Raw genomic sequence first — 14,109 nt, 5'->3', positions numbered from 1 at the left:
CCTGTCGGGGCGCGGGGAACCAGCCGCCGGTCACGACGGACCGGCGGCGGAGGGTCGCTGCCGGCCGAGCGTCAGCCCTTCTGCTCCTGCCATTCGGCCTGCGCCTTGTTCAGCTGCTCGGCCAGCGTGTCCAGGAACTCCTTCGCCGTGCTCTGCCCGTCCATCACCTTCTGGAAGGCCGGCTCGTTGTCGGCCTTGGAGATCGTGTTCCAGTCCGGCAGGTAGTACGGCAGCTGCACGATCGTCGTCGACCCGTCGGTCAGCGCGGCGGCGGCCAGCTTCGTCGGCTCCGCCTCGGAGATCCAGGCGTCCTTCGCGGCGTCGTTGTTCGACGGCACCTGCCCGGCCGACTTGTTGAACTTGGAGTTCTCCTCGTGCGAGGTGGCGAACTCGATGAACTTCCAGGCGGCTTCCTTGTTCTTCGAGCTCTTGAACAAGCCGAGCCCGTCGACCGGGTTGGACACCTGGACCCGCTTGCCGCCGGGCCCGGTCGGCTGCGGGATGCCCCGGAACTTGTCGCCGAACGCCTTCACGTGGTCCTGGTACGAGCCCAGGTTGTGGTTCAGCATCCCGATCGTGCCGGAGTCGAACTGCGCGACCATCTTGGTGAAGTCGTTGTTGAGGTCGGCCGCGGGCGTGACCTTCTTGTAGAGGCCGACGTACTTCTCCAGGGCCTCGACGTTCTTCGGGTCGTTCACGGTGGTCTTCTCACCGCTCGCGTCCCAGAACTCGGTGATCCCCGACTGCCCGTACATCGCGTCCAGCGCCTGCGCGATGGAGCCGGCGCCACCGCGGATGGTGTAGCCGAACTTGTTCTTGTCCTTGTCGGTGAGCTTCTCGGCGGCCTCGTAGAACTTGTCCCAGTCGGTCGGCTCGGCCAGGCCCGCCGCCTTGAACAGGTCGGTGCGGTAGTAGAGGACACCGTTGTTGGCGGAGGTCGGGATCGAGTAGAGGGCGTCGCCGCCGCCGGCGGACTTCAGCGACTCGACCATCGCCTCGTTGAGCTTGCCGCTCAGGGAGGACTTGGAGAGCCGGTCGTCGAGCGGCTCCAGCGCGCCCTGGGCGGCGAAGCCGGCGGCCATGGCCGCGCCGACACCGCCGACGTCCGGCAGGCCGCCGCCCTGGATGGCCGTGTCCACCTTGGACTGGTACTCCGTGGAGGCGATCCCGACGTACTCGACGTCGATGTCCGGGTTGGCCTTCTCGAAGTCGGCGATGACCTCCTTCCAGATGTCGGTGCGGACACCGCCGTTGTTGTCCCAGAAGACGATCTCGCCCTTGCCGCTGCCCTCGGAGCCCTTGTCCCCGCCCGCGCCGCTGCCGTCGTCACCGCAGGCGGTGGCGGTCAGGGCGAGTACGGATCCCAGGGCGATGGCCACGGCGGCACGCCTGCTTCTGCGATTGCTGATCTTCATTGAACGGCTCTCTTCTTCTGGATACGAGGGTTATGAAGTTGTGGGGGGTCTGTGCTGTCCCCGGGGCGGACTCAGTGGCCGGCGCGACCGCGATGCGGTGCCCAGCCGTCCGTCCCCGCGAGGTACTTGGCGACCGTGTGGGTCGAGGCGGCCGCGTCGTCGAGCTGCGGCCGGTCGGCGGTGACACCGGATCCCGGCCCGTACGTCCGGTACTCCGCGAACCGCGCGTCCTTCCACGAGAAGCCGCTCATGTCCGTCCACGGCGACGACTTGATCGCGGCGGGCAGTTCGGTCTCCCGGAAGAGCACCTGGGCGACGGCGTTCGGCTCACCGCCCGGGTGCCAGGGCCTGCCGAGGTGGTACGTCCCGGCGGGCGCGTCGCTGACGACCTTCGACCGGGTGATCAGGAACCCGTAGGGGTTGTCCTTCCAGGTCGAGGCGGCCGTGATGTAGCCGTTGTTGCTGTCCGAGCCCCGGCTGAGCGCCTTGATCAGGGAACGCTCGATGACCGTGGTGGCCCGGCCGTAGATGAAGTCGACATCGCCCTCGATGTACGAGTCGCGGATGTAGACCCGGCTGATGACGTCGAGCTTGGGACTGTCCGTCATCAGGGTGTCCTGGTTGCCCAGGAAGGCCGTGTCCTCGAAGACGATCCGGTCGCCGGTGGTCTTCATCGCGAGCGCCTGCTCGCCGTTCACCTCGTGCGCGGCCTCGTCGAAGTCGTTGCTGAAGGTGAGGTTGCGGGCGGTGACGTCACTGGCGAGGATCCGCACGGTGGCGCTGCCGTTGGAGCCGCCGTTCGCGGCGGGTGTGTCGTGGACGATGACGGTGTCCGAGCGGTCCTGTCCAGTCCCCTGCAGCACCAGGTTCGGCTTGTTCGCGGGGATCAGGACCTTGGCGCGGTAGGTGCCGGGCGCGATGCGGATCGTGACCGTGCCGTCGTTGCCGGCGGGCACGGCGTCCACGGCGGCCTGGACGGTCGCGTAGTCGCCGGGGACGTTCAGGACGGTGTTCGCGCCGAGCGACTTCTGCGGGCCGGAGAACCGGGTGACCAGCGCGGGGACGGCGGCGGCCGGGTCGAGCCGGTAGGCGTAGAAGTCCCTGGGGTCGAAGGCCGTACCCCACTCCTCCTGGCGTCCGGTGACGTTCTTCAGAACCGACCCGCGCTGCACCAACTCGGCGGTGGCGTCGGCCTGGTAGGGGTGCTGGACACCGTCGTAGTAGCTGTTCTCGATGACCATCCTGGTCCTGCCGCGCGCCCAGTTCCCGTACGTCCACACCGGGTCGCCGTCGGCCACCTGCGCCGAGAGGTAGTTGTTGTAGAGGTGGGCGTAGGCGCAGTTGTCGGCGGAGGGGTTGCGCTGCTTGGTGCCGGTGAACCAGTTGTGGTCGATGGTGATCTCGGTCAGGAGGTTCGTCGTCCAGCCGATGCCGAGGGCCTTGTTGTGGTTCTTGAACTGGTTGTGGGAGACGGTGATGTACCGGCTGTCCTTGCGGATGTCGAGGAGCCCGTCGCCCATGTGCTCGAAGCGGTTGTGGTCGATCCAGACGTGGTCGGCGGAGTCCATCTGGATCGCGTCGAAGTCGGTCGTCTTGCCGTCCCAGTCGCCCTCGACGTAGGAGTCCCGGATCGTCAGATTGCGGATGACGACGTTGCTGGTCCCGGGACCCAGGTGCAGTTCGCCGTGGACGATCTCGCCGGTGTCGCCGACACCGATGATCGTCTTGTTCGAGGTCACGACGATGTCCGAGCCGAAGGGCGCGACGTCGATCGCCCCGGCCACGCGGATGACGTACGGCTCCTCGGCGGCCGCGTAACGCGCCAGTGCGGCCTGGTCGGTGACGGTCACGACCTTGCCGCCCGCGCCGCCGGTGGTGCCGCCGTCGAGCGAGGCGAACCCGTGGGGGCGGTCGGTCCAGCGGGGTGCGGCGGCGGACCCGGCGGTGTCGGCGGCCTCCTGGGGCTGCGCGGCCTCCGCCGGGGTGAGCGCGCCGACGACGAACGAGGCGATCAGGGCGGTGACGGCGGCGAGGGTTCTCCCCTTGTGCGGCAAGCGCTTGCTACGGAGGTGCGTCATTGCGGCTCCCAACAGGCGTACGAAGACGGGGTCAGGCGATGGGTCAGGCGGTGCCGTCCGGCGCGGCGGTGATCCTGAACTGCGTGAACGTGGCCGCCCCGGCGTGGCCCCCGCCGGTGGGCGCGACCGCGAAGAGGCCGAGCAGGGCGCCGACCCAGCGCCAGGAAGTGGCGGCGAAGACCTGTCCCGAGGGCTGCCACCCCTCCCCCACGTCGTAGGAGAACCGGCAGCGGGCCCCGGCCGAGGTCTCGATCCGCAGCCGGGCGCGTCCCCCGGGCGCCGGGCGCGCGTGATCGGCGTCCCGTTCCCGGTCGGCGACGGTCTCGGCGAACCGGTGGACGAGGTGCACGGTCCCGTCGGCACCTCGCTGGAGTCCGATCCAGCGGAACGCGTCCCCGAGCACCGCGAGCCCGGCGCGCGCCCCCGGTTCCTCGCTGTCGAGCCTCAGTTCCACCTCGACGACGGCGGGGATCCCCGGCAGCCGCTGTGTGAGCACATTCGCCAGTTTCCGCAGGTCGTGCGCGTGCACGGAGCGCACGCACGTGAGCCGCAGCCCGTCGCCGGAATGCTGGGTGGCCCAGCCGTCCTGCGGGTTCGCGGTCCACTGCCACTGGCGTCCGAAGCGGCCGCCGGGGAAGTCGTCGTCGAGCGCGGGCGCGGCCGGCGGCTGCGCGGGCAGCTCCGGCTTGCGGTGGACGGCGACGGGAGCGCCCTCCTCACCGAGCACGGGCCAGCCGTCCGGCGCCCAGCGCATCGGCTGCAGGTGGACGACCCTGCCGTACGCGCCCCGCTGCTGGAAGTGCAGGAACCAGTCCTCGCCGGCCGCCGTGCGCACCCAGCCGCCCTGGTGCGGCCCGTTGACGTCGGTGTCCTTCTGCTCCAGGACGATCCGCTCCTCGTACGGGCCGAAGAAGTCGCGGGAGCGGAAGGCGCCCTGCCAGCCGGTCTCCACGCCCCCGGCGGGGGCGAAGATCCAGTACCAGCCGTCGTGCCGGTAGAGCTTGGGCCCCTCCAGGGTGAACCAGCCGGGGAGCCGGTCCGCGTCGACGATGATCTTGCCTTCGTCGAGCAGCCCCGTCCCGTCGGGCCGCATCCGGTGGCCCGTGAGCCGGTTCTTGACGCCGGAGCGGGACTTGGCCCAGGCGTGCACCAGGTACGCCTCGCCGGTCTCCTCGTCCCACAGCGGGCACGGGTCGATCAGCCCCCTGCCCTCCTTGACCAGGTGCGGCCGGGTCCAAGGGCCGCGGATCCCGGGCGCGTTGACCTGGAAGATGCCCTGGTCGGGGTCGCCCCAGAAGATCCAGAACCGGTCGTCGAAGTGGCGCAGCGAGGGCGCCCACACCCCGCAGTCGTGGCGGGGGGCCTTGAACTCGGCGGCCGGTTCGAGGAGTTGCAGCGCGTGGCCGACGAGCGTCCAGTTGACCAGGTCCCGGGAGTGGAGCAGGGGAAGACCCGGGGCCCGGCCGAAGCTGGAGGCCGTCAGGTAGAAATCGTCGGCCACGCGCAGGACATCGGGGTCGGACCAGTCGGCGTCGAGGACCGGGTTGCGGTAGGTGCCGTCGCCCCGGTCGGCGGAGAAGGCGGGTGCGCTCACCGAGGTGGTCACGGGCTCACCGCCTTGCGCACGAGGGCCGCCGCCTCGTCCCGGTCGAGGGTGCCGTCGGCGACGACGGTGACGACCCGGCGTACGGCCGTCCCGCCCGGCTCGATCGGGAGACGGTCGGTGTGGGCGAGGGAGGAGCCGACGCCCGGGTACTCGTCGGCGCGGACGAACCAGGGGTCGCGACGGGTGGTGTCGGTGGCCCCGGCGAAGACGAGCGTCCAGGTGCCGCCGACCAGCGCGAGCCAGTCGGCGCGGCTGCCGTGGACCTCGGCCTCGCCCTCCGCCTCGGCGGTGAGGACACGGGGTGCCGTCGCCTCCTTGCGGGCCCGCCAGAAGAAGCCGCCGTACGCCGCGCCGGGGCGGCCGTTGGTGGCGGGGCTGCCGATCGACACCGGGGCGTCGGTGATGTTGGTGAGGGAGAAGGTGAAGTCCAACGCCCAGGCGGTGTCGGTGAGTTCGGTGGCCGCGACGGTACGGCGCTCGCGCAGCAGTTCCCGGCCGGACGCCACCCAGCGCAGCTCCTCGACGAAGCCGTCGGGGTCGCGCAGTTGGAAGGCGGTGTGGCGCTGGGAGCCGTGGTTGTCGAGCTCGGTCGGCCCCTGGTCGCGGACATAGGTCCGTCCGCCCCAGAAGTTGTGCCCCTCGACGTCGGGAACGGCGACACCGACGCCGAGGTGGTGGAGGTGGTCGGCGGGACTCAGTTCGGTGACCGCCGTACCGGACAGGGTGGTGACGGGATGCAGACAGGGGCGCGGGGAGAGCCGCTGGGGCAGTTCGGGCCGGGTGAGGTAGCGGCCCACCGGGCGGCCCGCCACGCGCAGGACCAGGGAGTCGTCGGTGATCGTCATGTGCTCACCTCTTTCGCCGTTGCTTCGGGGAGCGCCCAGGGGGCGCCGAGTTCGGAGTAGAGGGCGAGGTCGTCGGCGGCGGCCGCGACCAGGCCGTCGATGCCGTCGACGACCCGGCGGTCCTCGTCGGGCAGCCTGTGCCAGGCCTCGGCCGGGAGCGCGACCGGGTCCGGGGCGACCCGGATCGCCTCGACGACCTTCATGAACGCGCCGGTCACCTCCGGCGGGACCAGCAGGTCGGTGCCGTCGACGAGGTGGTCGACGAGGTTCTCCAGCAGGTCCGTGCGGCCGTACTCGATCTCCTCCGGGCCGTGTCCGGCGCGCTGGACGAGCACGCGGTCCTGCTTGTACCAGAAGGTGATCCGGCCGCTGGTGCCGTGGACGACGTTGTACGGGTCGTCCGGGTCCTCCGCGCACAGCGTGGCGGCGACGGTGACCCGGCCGCCGTCGGCGGTGGTGATCCGTACGCAGGAGGTGTCGTCGGACTCGATGTCGTTGGCGCGCAGCAGTTCCGTCTCGATGGCGGCGACGTCCTCGGCGCGGGGTGCGCCGGCGAGCGCGAGCCCCGTGGCGACGGCGTGCGCGAGGGGGTTGGTGAGCGCCCCGTCGATCACGTCCACGCCGTTCATGCGCCGCTTCCCGGCCCAGGGCGCGCGCCGGTAGTACGCCTCGGCGCGGGCCCAGGCACCGGCGCCGCCGACGCCGACGACCTCGCCGATCAGGCCTTCCGCGACCATCTTGTGGATCGCGGGCAGGGCGTGCGAGCCCAGCGACTGGAAGCCGATCTGGCAGACCACTCCGGCCGCCGCCACCCCGTCGGCCATCCGGCGGAACTCGGCGTACGACGGGGCGGGCGGCTTCTCCAGCAGGACGTGTACGCCCCGCTCGGCGGCCGTCAGCGCCAGGTCGGTGTGGGTGGGGATGGGCGTGCAGATCACGGCGATCGCCGCGCCCGTGGAGTCGAGGAGCGCCCCGAAGTCGGCGGACTGCTCGGGTGTGCCGAGGCCGTCCGGGATCTCGTCCGCGCCCAGCGGGGTCAGTTCGCAGATCCCGGCGAGCCGGACGATCCCCTTGTCGGCGAGGCGCCGGATGTTCTCCAGGTGCCAGCGGCCATGGCCCCGGGCGCCCGCGAGGACGAGCGGAAGCGGGGTCTCGTGGGCGGTGCCCTGCGGGTTCACGGTGTTCATCGGATCCTCCCTGCGCCCGCGCCGCGTGCCACCTCTCGGTCGGCCTCACCGGCGCTGTCGATCTTCTGGTGCAGGGTAGGCGTCCAGCCCACGTCGGCCGTGAGATCTCGCTCGCTGCCGGAGTTGTAGGCGTTGTGTATGGCCAGGAGATCCACCGGATAGCCGTTGAAGAGGGTGCCCGTCTGGTGCAGGGCGGTGCCGTTCCAGCTCTTGACCAGGTCGGCGACCTCGATGTGGCCGGGCGTGGTGAACGCGTTGTTCTCGGCGTACACGGCGGACTCGGTGGAGACGCCCAGGGAGTAACGGTGGTCGTGGGCGTCGGCCGGGACGACGTAGCGGTTGTTGTAGAGGTGCACCTGTCCGAAGCGGACGCGCGGCGCGCGCTGCACGACGTTCTCGAACTGGTTGTGGTGCAGCGTCACCCGGAGCCTGCCCCGGTCGCCGGTGGCGGTGTCGCCGTTGCCGATGAGGATGCCCTTGTCGTGGTCGGCGAAGCGGGACCAGGAGACGGTGACCAGGTCGGAGGCGTTGGTGATGTCGAGCAGGCCGTCGTGGCGGAGGTAGTTGCGGCCGAAGTACGTCGGCTCGTCCTCGTCGAGGTGCCCCTTGTCGGAGATCGTGACGTGGTCGATCCAGACATGGCGGGAGCCGCGCACCCAGATGTTGTCGTACGCCGTCTTCCAGTCGCCGAGGCCGCCCGTGTTGGGCTGCCAGGCGGGGAAGCAGTCGTAGGCGTCGCGGAGTTCGAGGTCGCGGACGATCACGTTGTCCGCGCCCTTGAGCTGGAGGCTGGCTCCCTTGAGCACCGCTCCCTTGAGCCCGACGATCGTGGTGTTGGAGCCGACGGCCAGCTCGATCCGCTCGGCCTGCCTGGCCGCCGACGCCTGGCGGGCCTCCTCCTGGGGGCCGCTGAGCCTGGCGCCACCCCAGGTGCGCGGGTCGTAGGCGGCCAGATACTTCTTCAGGTCGTAGCCGTCGGTGGCGTAGTCGGCGCAGTCGAGCTTCTCGCCGTCGTCGGACGTGTTGGCGTCGATGGTCCCGGCGATCCGGATGATCTTCGGGGTGGCGCTGCCGCCGTCGAGCGCGCGGACCAGCTCGCTCCGGGTGCGTACGGTGACGACCTGGGCGTCGGCGGCGGTGGAACCCCCCGTGGTACCACCGTCTGCCGCCGCCCAGCCGTCGTCCGCCGCGAGCGTGTCCCGGCTGATGTCCCGGCCGGCGCCCTGGGCCTCGGCCCCGGCCGGGACGGTGAGCGTGAGGCCCAACACCCCCGCGAGGGCGACCACTCGCACACCCCTCCGCCGAAGGGTCAGGGGACTCATCCCTTCACCGCCCCGGCGCTGAAGCCCGTGATGAGCCACTTCTGGATGAAGGCGAAGACGATGACCACCGGGACGGCGGCGATGATGCCACCGGCCGCCAGCGCGCCCAGGTCGACGCTGTCCGCGCTGAGCAGGGTGTTCAGGCCGACCGGGATGGTCTGCTTCTCCTGGTTGCTGAGGAACATCAGGGCGAACAGGAAGTGGTTCCAGGAGTGCACGAAGGCGAAGGAGCCGACGGCGATCAGGCCGGGCCGCAGCAGCGGCAGCACGACCACCCGGAACGCGGTGAAGCGGTTGCAGCCGTCCACCCAGGCCGCTTCCTCCAGCGAGTACGGCACGTTCTTGATGAAGTTGCTGATCAGGATGATCGACAGCGGCAGCTGGAAGACCGTCTCGGCGAGGATGACACTGCCGAGCGAGTTGATCATCTGCAGCTCGGCGAAGATCTGGAACAGCGGGACCAGGAGCAGTGCGCCCGGGACGAACTGGGAGCAGAGCAGCGCCAGCATGAACCCGCGCTTGATCTTGAAGTCGAACCGGGCGAGGGCGTAACCGCCGGCCAGGGCGACGAGCGTGGTCATCAGCAGGGTGACGACACCGACCAGCACGCTGTTCTGGAAGTAGGTGCCGAAGCTGCGTTCGTTCCAGACCTTCTCGAAGTGCTCGAAGGTGACGGGCCAGGGCACGAGCGAGGTCGAGCCGGGCTTGCGGAGCGCGAACAGCAGGATCCAGTAGAAGGGGACGAGGGTGAAGACCAGGTAGATCGACAGCGGGAGGTAGATATGCCAGCGGGGGACCTCGTCCCAGGCGCGGTGGACCTTGCCCGGTCGCTGCGGGGGCTCCTCGGCAGCGGGCGCGGACGTCACCGGTACGGTCCTCTCGGCGTCCTTGGTGATCACTTGGACTCGCCTCCGAACTTGCTCAGCCGCAGATAGACCATCGAGCAGAAGAGCAGGATCACGAACGCGACCGTGGTCAGGGCGGACGCGTAGCCGAAGTTGTGGGCGTCGACGGAGGTGTTGGCGATGTACAGCGGGAGGGTCGTGGTCACTCCGGCCGGTCCGCCGCCCGTCAGGGTGTACAGCAGGTCGACGTTGTTGAACTCCCACACCGCGCGCAGCAGCGTGGAGAGGATGATCGCGTCCTTCAGGTGCGGCAGCGTGATGTGCACGAACTGCCGGACGCGGCTGGCGCCGTCGACCTCGGCGGCCTCGTACAGGTCCTTCGAGATGGACTGGAGGTCGGCGAGGATGAGGATCGCGAAGAAGGGGACTCCGCGCCACAGGTCGGCGACGATCGCCGCCGAGAAGACGGTGGAGGTGTCGGAGAGCCAGCTGGTGCCGTACTCACCGATGCCCATGTCCGCGAGGTACCGGGTGATGCCGGTCTGGGAGTTGTAGAGCAGCACCCAGATCGCGGAGGTCAGCACACCGGAGACGGCCCACGGGGAGAAGACCAGGGCACGGCCGAGGGCACGCCCGACGAAGGTCTGGTTGACGATGAGCGCGAGGGCGAGACCGAAGAGCAGCTGCAGCGAGACCTCGACGATCACCCACTTGGCGCTGAAGACGAGGGTGTCCCAGAAGAGGGGGTCCTCGGTGAAGGCGTGGACGAAGTTGTCGAAGCCGGCGAAGCCGTTCCGCCAGGGTTTCGTGGGGTTGTAGTGCTGCAGGCTGTAGTAGAAGACGCTGACGACCGGATAGGCGATGAAGCCCAGCATGAGCAGGGCGGCCGGGGCGATCAGCAGGTACGGCAGCCTGCGCGGGGTCGCGGAGGCACGGCGCCGCCGGGGTGGCGCGGGCGGTTTCGCCACGGCTGCGGCTTGGGCCATGACTGGGGCTCCGTTTCTGGGTCTGTCGTGGTGCGTCGTCGTGCGTCGCGGTGCGGTGTCGTGCGTCGAGCAGGAAGCGCTTTCTCGATGGACGTGGTCGTGCTGGATCGCGCGGTACGGGGTGCCACTCGCGGTGTGCCGGCGTGTGCGGGTGCGTGGGGGCTTGTCGCGCGGTTCCCCGCGCCCCTTTCACCGCACCCGGCGTCACGTCGTTCAGCCCGCGTAGGGGTCCGGGACCTTGCCCGGTCTGGCCAGGAACTCGAAGTCGCAGCCGGTGTCGGCCTGGGTGATCTGGTCGTTGTAGAGGGCGCCGTAGCCGCGTTCATAGCGGGTGGGCGGTGGGGTCCACCCGGCTCGGCGGCGCTCCAGCTCCTCGTCGTCCACGTTGAGCCGGAGACTCCGGGCCCCGACGTCGAGGGTGATCGAGTCGCCGGTGCGGACCAGGGCGAGGGGTCCGCCGATGTACGACTCCGGTGCCACGTGCAGGACACAGGCGCCGTAACTCGTCCCGCTCATCCGGGCGTCGGAGATCCGCACCATGTCCCGTACGCCCTGCTTCAGCAGATGGTCGGGGATGGGCAGCATCCCGTACTCGGGCATGCCCGGCCCGCCCTTGGGGCCGGAGTTGCGCAGCACCAGCACGCTGTCGGCGGTGATGCCGAGGGACGGGTCGTTGATGGTCCGCTGCATGGTCCTGTAGTCGTCGAAGACGACCGCGGGGCCGGTGTGCTTCAGCAGGTGCGGCTCGGCCGAGATGTGCTTGATGACCGCGCCGTCCGGACAGAGGTTGCCCCGCAGGACGGCGACCCCGCCCTCGGTGGCGACCGGGTTGTCGCGGGTCCGGATGACATCGTCGTTGTGCACGAGCGCGCCGTCGAGCTGTTCGCGCATCGTGTCGTGGGAGACGGTCGGCCGGTCCAGGTGCAGCAGGTCGGTGATCCGGGACAGGAACCCGGGCAGACCCCCCGCGAAGTGGAAGTCCTCCATCAGGTACGTCCGACCGCCGGGCCGGACGTTGGCGAGCACCGGGACCGTACGGGCGATGCGGTCGAAGTCGTCGAGGGTGAGCTGGACGCCCGCGCGGCCGGCCATCGCGATGAGGTGGATGACCGCGTTGGTGGAGCCACCGAGTCCGAGGACGGTGGTGACGGCGTCCTCGAAGGCGTCGGCGGTGAGGAGGTCGCTCAGCTTCCGGTCCTTGTGGACCAGTTCGACGATACGCAGACCGGCGGCGGCCGCCATGCGGTCATGGCCCGAGTCGACGGCCGGGATGCTGGACGCGCCGGGGACGGTGACCCCGAGGGCCTCGGCGGCGGCGGTGAGCGTGGAGGCCGTACCCATGGTCATGCAGTGCCCCGGCGAACGCGCCAGGCCGGACTCCAGCTCGGTCATCTCGCAGTCGCCGATGAGCCCGGCGCGCTTGTCGTCCCAGTACTTCCACATGTCGGTGCCGGAGCCGAGGACCTCGTTGCGCCAGTGGCCCGGCAACATGGGCCCGGCGGGCACGAACACGGCCGGCAGGTCGACGGAGGCCGCGCCCATGAGCAGCGCGGGCGTCGACTTGTCGCAGCCTCCCATCAGCACGGCACCGTCGACCGGGTAGGACCGCAGCAGTTCCTCGGTCTCCATCGCCAGCATGTTGCGGTAGAGCATCGGGGTCGGCTTCTGGAAGGTCTCGGAGAGGGTCGAGACCGGGAACTCCAGCGGGAAACCGCCCGCCTGCCAGACACCCCGCTTGACCGCCTGCGCGCGATCCCGGAGGTGCACATGACAGGGGTTGATGTCCGACCAGGTGTTGAGGATCGCGATGACCGGCTTGCCGAGGTGCTCCTCGGGCAGGTAGCCGAGCTGGCGGGTACGGGCGCGGTGGCTGAAGGAACGCAGTCCGTCGGTGCCGTACCACTGGTGGCTTCGGAGTTCTTCGGGCTTCTTCATGTCGGCCGGCTCGCTCATATCGACCACCCGGCGACTATGGCGGCGACCTCGGAGCGTTCTTCCTCGGGCAGCTGCCTGCTGGGGGCCCGGACGTCGCGGAGGCAGAGGCCGAGGGAGGCGAGGGCCTCCTTGACGACGGTGACGTTGTTGGCGGAGCCGTTGGCGGCGCGCAGTTCCTCGAAGCGGCGGATCTGCTCCCAGACCTTCATCGCGGCCGGGAAGTCGCCCGATCGAAGCGCTTCGATCATGTTCAGCGAGACGGCCGGGGCGACGTTCACCAGTCCGGAGGTGAAGCCGGTGGCGCCGGCCGAGAAGTAGGAGGGCGCGTACGGCTCGGCGAGGCCGGCCACCCAGACGAAGCGCTCCAGGCCGGCATCGCGGGCGAAGGCGGCGAAGCGCGCGGCGTCCGGCACGGCGTACTTGACGCCGATCACGTTCGGGCAGGCGTCGGCGAGTTCGGCGAGGCGTTCGCCGGTGAGCTGGGCGTTGCGGATGTAGGGCACCACGCCCAGTTCGGGCACAGCCTCCGCGATCGCCCGGTGGTAGTCGACCCAGCCGCGCTGCGAGACGTACGGGTGCACCGGCTGATGGACCATCACCATCTGCGCCCCGGCCTCGCGGGCGTGCTCGGCGGAGGCGACGGCGGTCGGCACGTCGTGCCCCACGCCGACCAGGACGACGGCCCGGTCGCCGACCTCGTCCATGGTCAGCTCGGTGACCAGACGGCGCTCCTCAGGGGTGAGGGCGTAGAACTCACCGGTGTTGCCGTTCGGGGTGAGGGTGGTGATCCCGCCGTCGAGCAGCCGACGCAGCAGGGCCCGGTGGGCGCCCTGGTCGACGGTGCCGTCCTCGGCGAACGGAGTCACCGGGATCGCCACCACGTCGGCCAGAGCCGTCCGTTGGGTCTCGAACGTCACGCTGCTCATGGATGACCTTCCTCTGCAAGGAACTCTTGGAGGACTGCGGAGGGCTGGCGGGGCCGCGTCGTGCGGCTCCGCCGTGCCTCGTGGACTCGGGGGCTTGCTGGTCCTGCGGGCTTGCTGGTCCTGCGGGCTTGCTGGTCCTGCGGGCGTACCGGTCGGGCTCACTGGCCGTGCGGGCCCACTGGCCGCCCGGGCTCACTGGGCCTGCTGTTCCTCGCGGGCCCCCGGGAAGGCCCGTTCCACGAAGGAGGCGATGTGCGCGTACAGGGCCGCGGCGGCACCGTCGGCGTCGCCGTCGAGGGCGAGCCGCAGGATCTCCCGGTGCTCGGCGGCCTCCCGCTCCCAGGAGGGGTCGGCGGCCCAGGCGACGGCCGAGACCAGGGCGGCCTGGTCGCGTACCTCGTCGAGCATCCGGCCGAGCAGCGGATTGCCGCACGGCACGTACAGCGCGCGGTGGAACTCCCGGTTGGCCAGCGATCGTTCGGCGGTGTCCGTGGCCTCGTCGGCCCTGGTCAGCGCGTCACTCGCCGCGTCCCACGGGACACCGCGCCGCACCGAGCGACGCAGCGCCTCCGGCTCCAGGAGCAGCCGCACGTCGTAGACCTCGCGCGCCATGTCCGCGTCCACCATGCGCACCGTGACGCCCTTGTACTGGCTCATCACGACGAGTCCGGTCCCGGCCAGCGTCTTGAGCGCCTCGCGGACGGGCGTCTTGGACACCCCGAACTGTGCGGCCAGCTCGGTCTCGACCAGGGCCTGACCGGGCGTCAACTGCCCGGTGAGGATGCGGTGCTTGATCCCCTCCAGCACGAACTGCGTGCGGGACGGGATCGGCGTGGGCACAGAGGTCATGCGCGCCTCTCGGATCTCACGTATGCGATCTCACGTATGGGATCTCCCATATCGCGTCTCATATATGACGTACGAAGTACGACGCGTTGAAGGTAGGGAGGGCGTCCGTGTTTCG

Annotated in this window: 11 protein-coding genes; all 11 read right to left on the bottom strand. The window is 70.2% G+C overall.

Going from position 1 to position 14,109, the window contains the following annotated elements; all coding sequences use genetic code 11:
- Positions 1-71: 71 nt before the first annotated feature.
- The 11 genes from K1J60_RS34590 to K1J60_RS34540 all read right to left on the bottom strand — a co-directional run bounded on the left by K1J60_RS34590 (position 72) and on the right by K1J60_RS34540 (position 13,994).
- Positions 72-1,415 (bottom strand): ABC transporter substrate-binding protein, encoded by a 1,344-nt coding sequence (locus K1J60_RS34590; protein ID WP_220649643.1) that lies wholly within the window; start codon positions 1,413-1,415, stop codon positions 72-74.
- 71 nt (positions 1,416-1,486) lie between these two features.
- Positions 1,487-3,493 (bottom strand): pectinesterase family protein, encoded by a 2,007-nt coding sequence (locus K1J60_RS34585; RefSeq protein ID WP_220649642.1) that lies wholly within the window; start codon positions 3,491-3,493, stop codon positions 1,487-1,489.
- 43 nt (positions 3,494-3,536) lie between these two features.
- The gene (locus K1J60_RS34580; RefSeq protein WP_259408052.1) at positions 3,537-5,099 is read right to left on the bottom strand and encodes a glycoside hydrolase family 43 protein; all 1,563 of its coding nucleotides are present in this window, start codon (positions 5,097-5,099) and stop codon (positions 3,537-3,539) included.
- Positions 5,096-5,944, bottom strand: coding sequence for a DUF6807 domain-containing protein (locus K1J60_RS34575; protein ID WP_220649641.1), 849 nt, complete (start codon positions 5,942-5,944; stop codon positions 5,096-5,098). Before K1J60_RS34575 ends, K1J60_RS34580 begins: the two co-directional genes overlap by 4 nt.
- On the bottom strand, positions 5,941-7,131 hold the full coding sequence (locus K1J60_RS34570; RefSeq protein WP_220649640.1) for a Gfo/Idh/MocA family protein: 1,191 nt from the start codon (positions 7,129-7,131) through the stop codon (positions 5,941-5,943). The genes K1J60_RS34575 and K1J60_RS34570 overlap by 4 nt, the downstream gene beginning before the upstream one ends.
- Positions 7,128-8,453 (bottom strand): pectate lyase family protein, encoded by a 1,326-nt coding sequence (locus K1J60_RS34565; protein ID WP_259408051.1) that lies wholly within the window; start codon positions 8,451-8,453, stop codon positions 7,128-7,130. Before K1J60_RS34565 ends, K1J60_RS34570 begins: the two co-directional genes overlap by 4 nt.
- Positions 8,450-9,352: a carbohydrate ABC transporter permease gene (locus tag K1J60_RS34560; protein ID WP_220649639.1), complete on the bottom strand. Its 903-nt coding sequence runs from the start codon at positions 9,350-9,352 to the stop codon at positions 8,450-8,452. Before K1J60_RS34560 ends, K1J60_RS34565 begins: the two co-directional genes overlap by 4 nt.
- On the bottom strand, positions 9,349-10,284 hold the full coding sequence (locus K1J60_RS34555; protein ID WP_220649638.1) for a carbohydrate ABC transporter permease: 936 nt from the start codon (positions 10,282-10,284) through the stop codon (positions 9,349-9,351). Before K1J60_RS34555 ends, K1J60_RS34560 begins: the two co-directional genes overlap by 4 nt.
- Before the next feature lie 213 nt (positions 10,285-10,497).
- Positions 10,498-12,237: an L-arabinonate dehydratase gene (gene araD, locus K1J60_RS34550; protein WP_259408050.1), complete on the bottom strand. Its 1,740-nt coding sequence runs from the start codon at positions 12,235-12,237 to the stop codon at positions 10,498-10,500.
- Positions 12,234-13,145, bottom strand: coding sequence for a dihydrodipicolinate synthase family protein (locus K1J60_RS34545; protein ID WP_220649637.1), 912 nt, complete (start codon positions 13,143-13,145; stop codon positions 12,234-12,236). Before K1J60_RS34545 ends, araD begins: the two co-directional genes overlap by 4 nt.
- 192 nt (positions 13,146-13,337) lie before the next feature.
- Positions 13,338-13,994, bottom strand: coding sequence for a GntR family transcriptional regulator (locus tag K1J60_RS34540; protein ID WP_220649636.1), 657 nt, complete (start codon positions 13,992-13,994; stop codon positions 13,338-13,340).
- Positions 13,995-14,109: the final 115 nt, after the last annotated feature.

It is taken from the genome of Streptomyces akebiae (assembly GCF_019599145.1).
Lineage (GTDB): Bacteria > Actinomycetota > Actinomycetes > Streptomycetales > Streptomycetaceae > Streptomyces > Streptomyces akebiae.
This window is presented reverse-complemented; position numbering and strand designations above follow the sequence as displayed.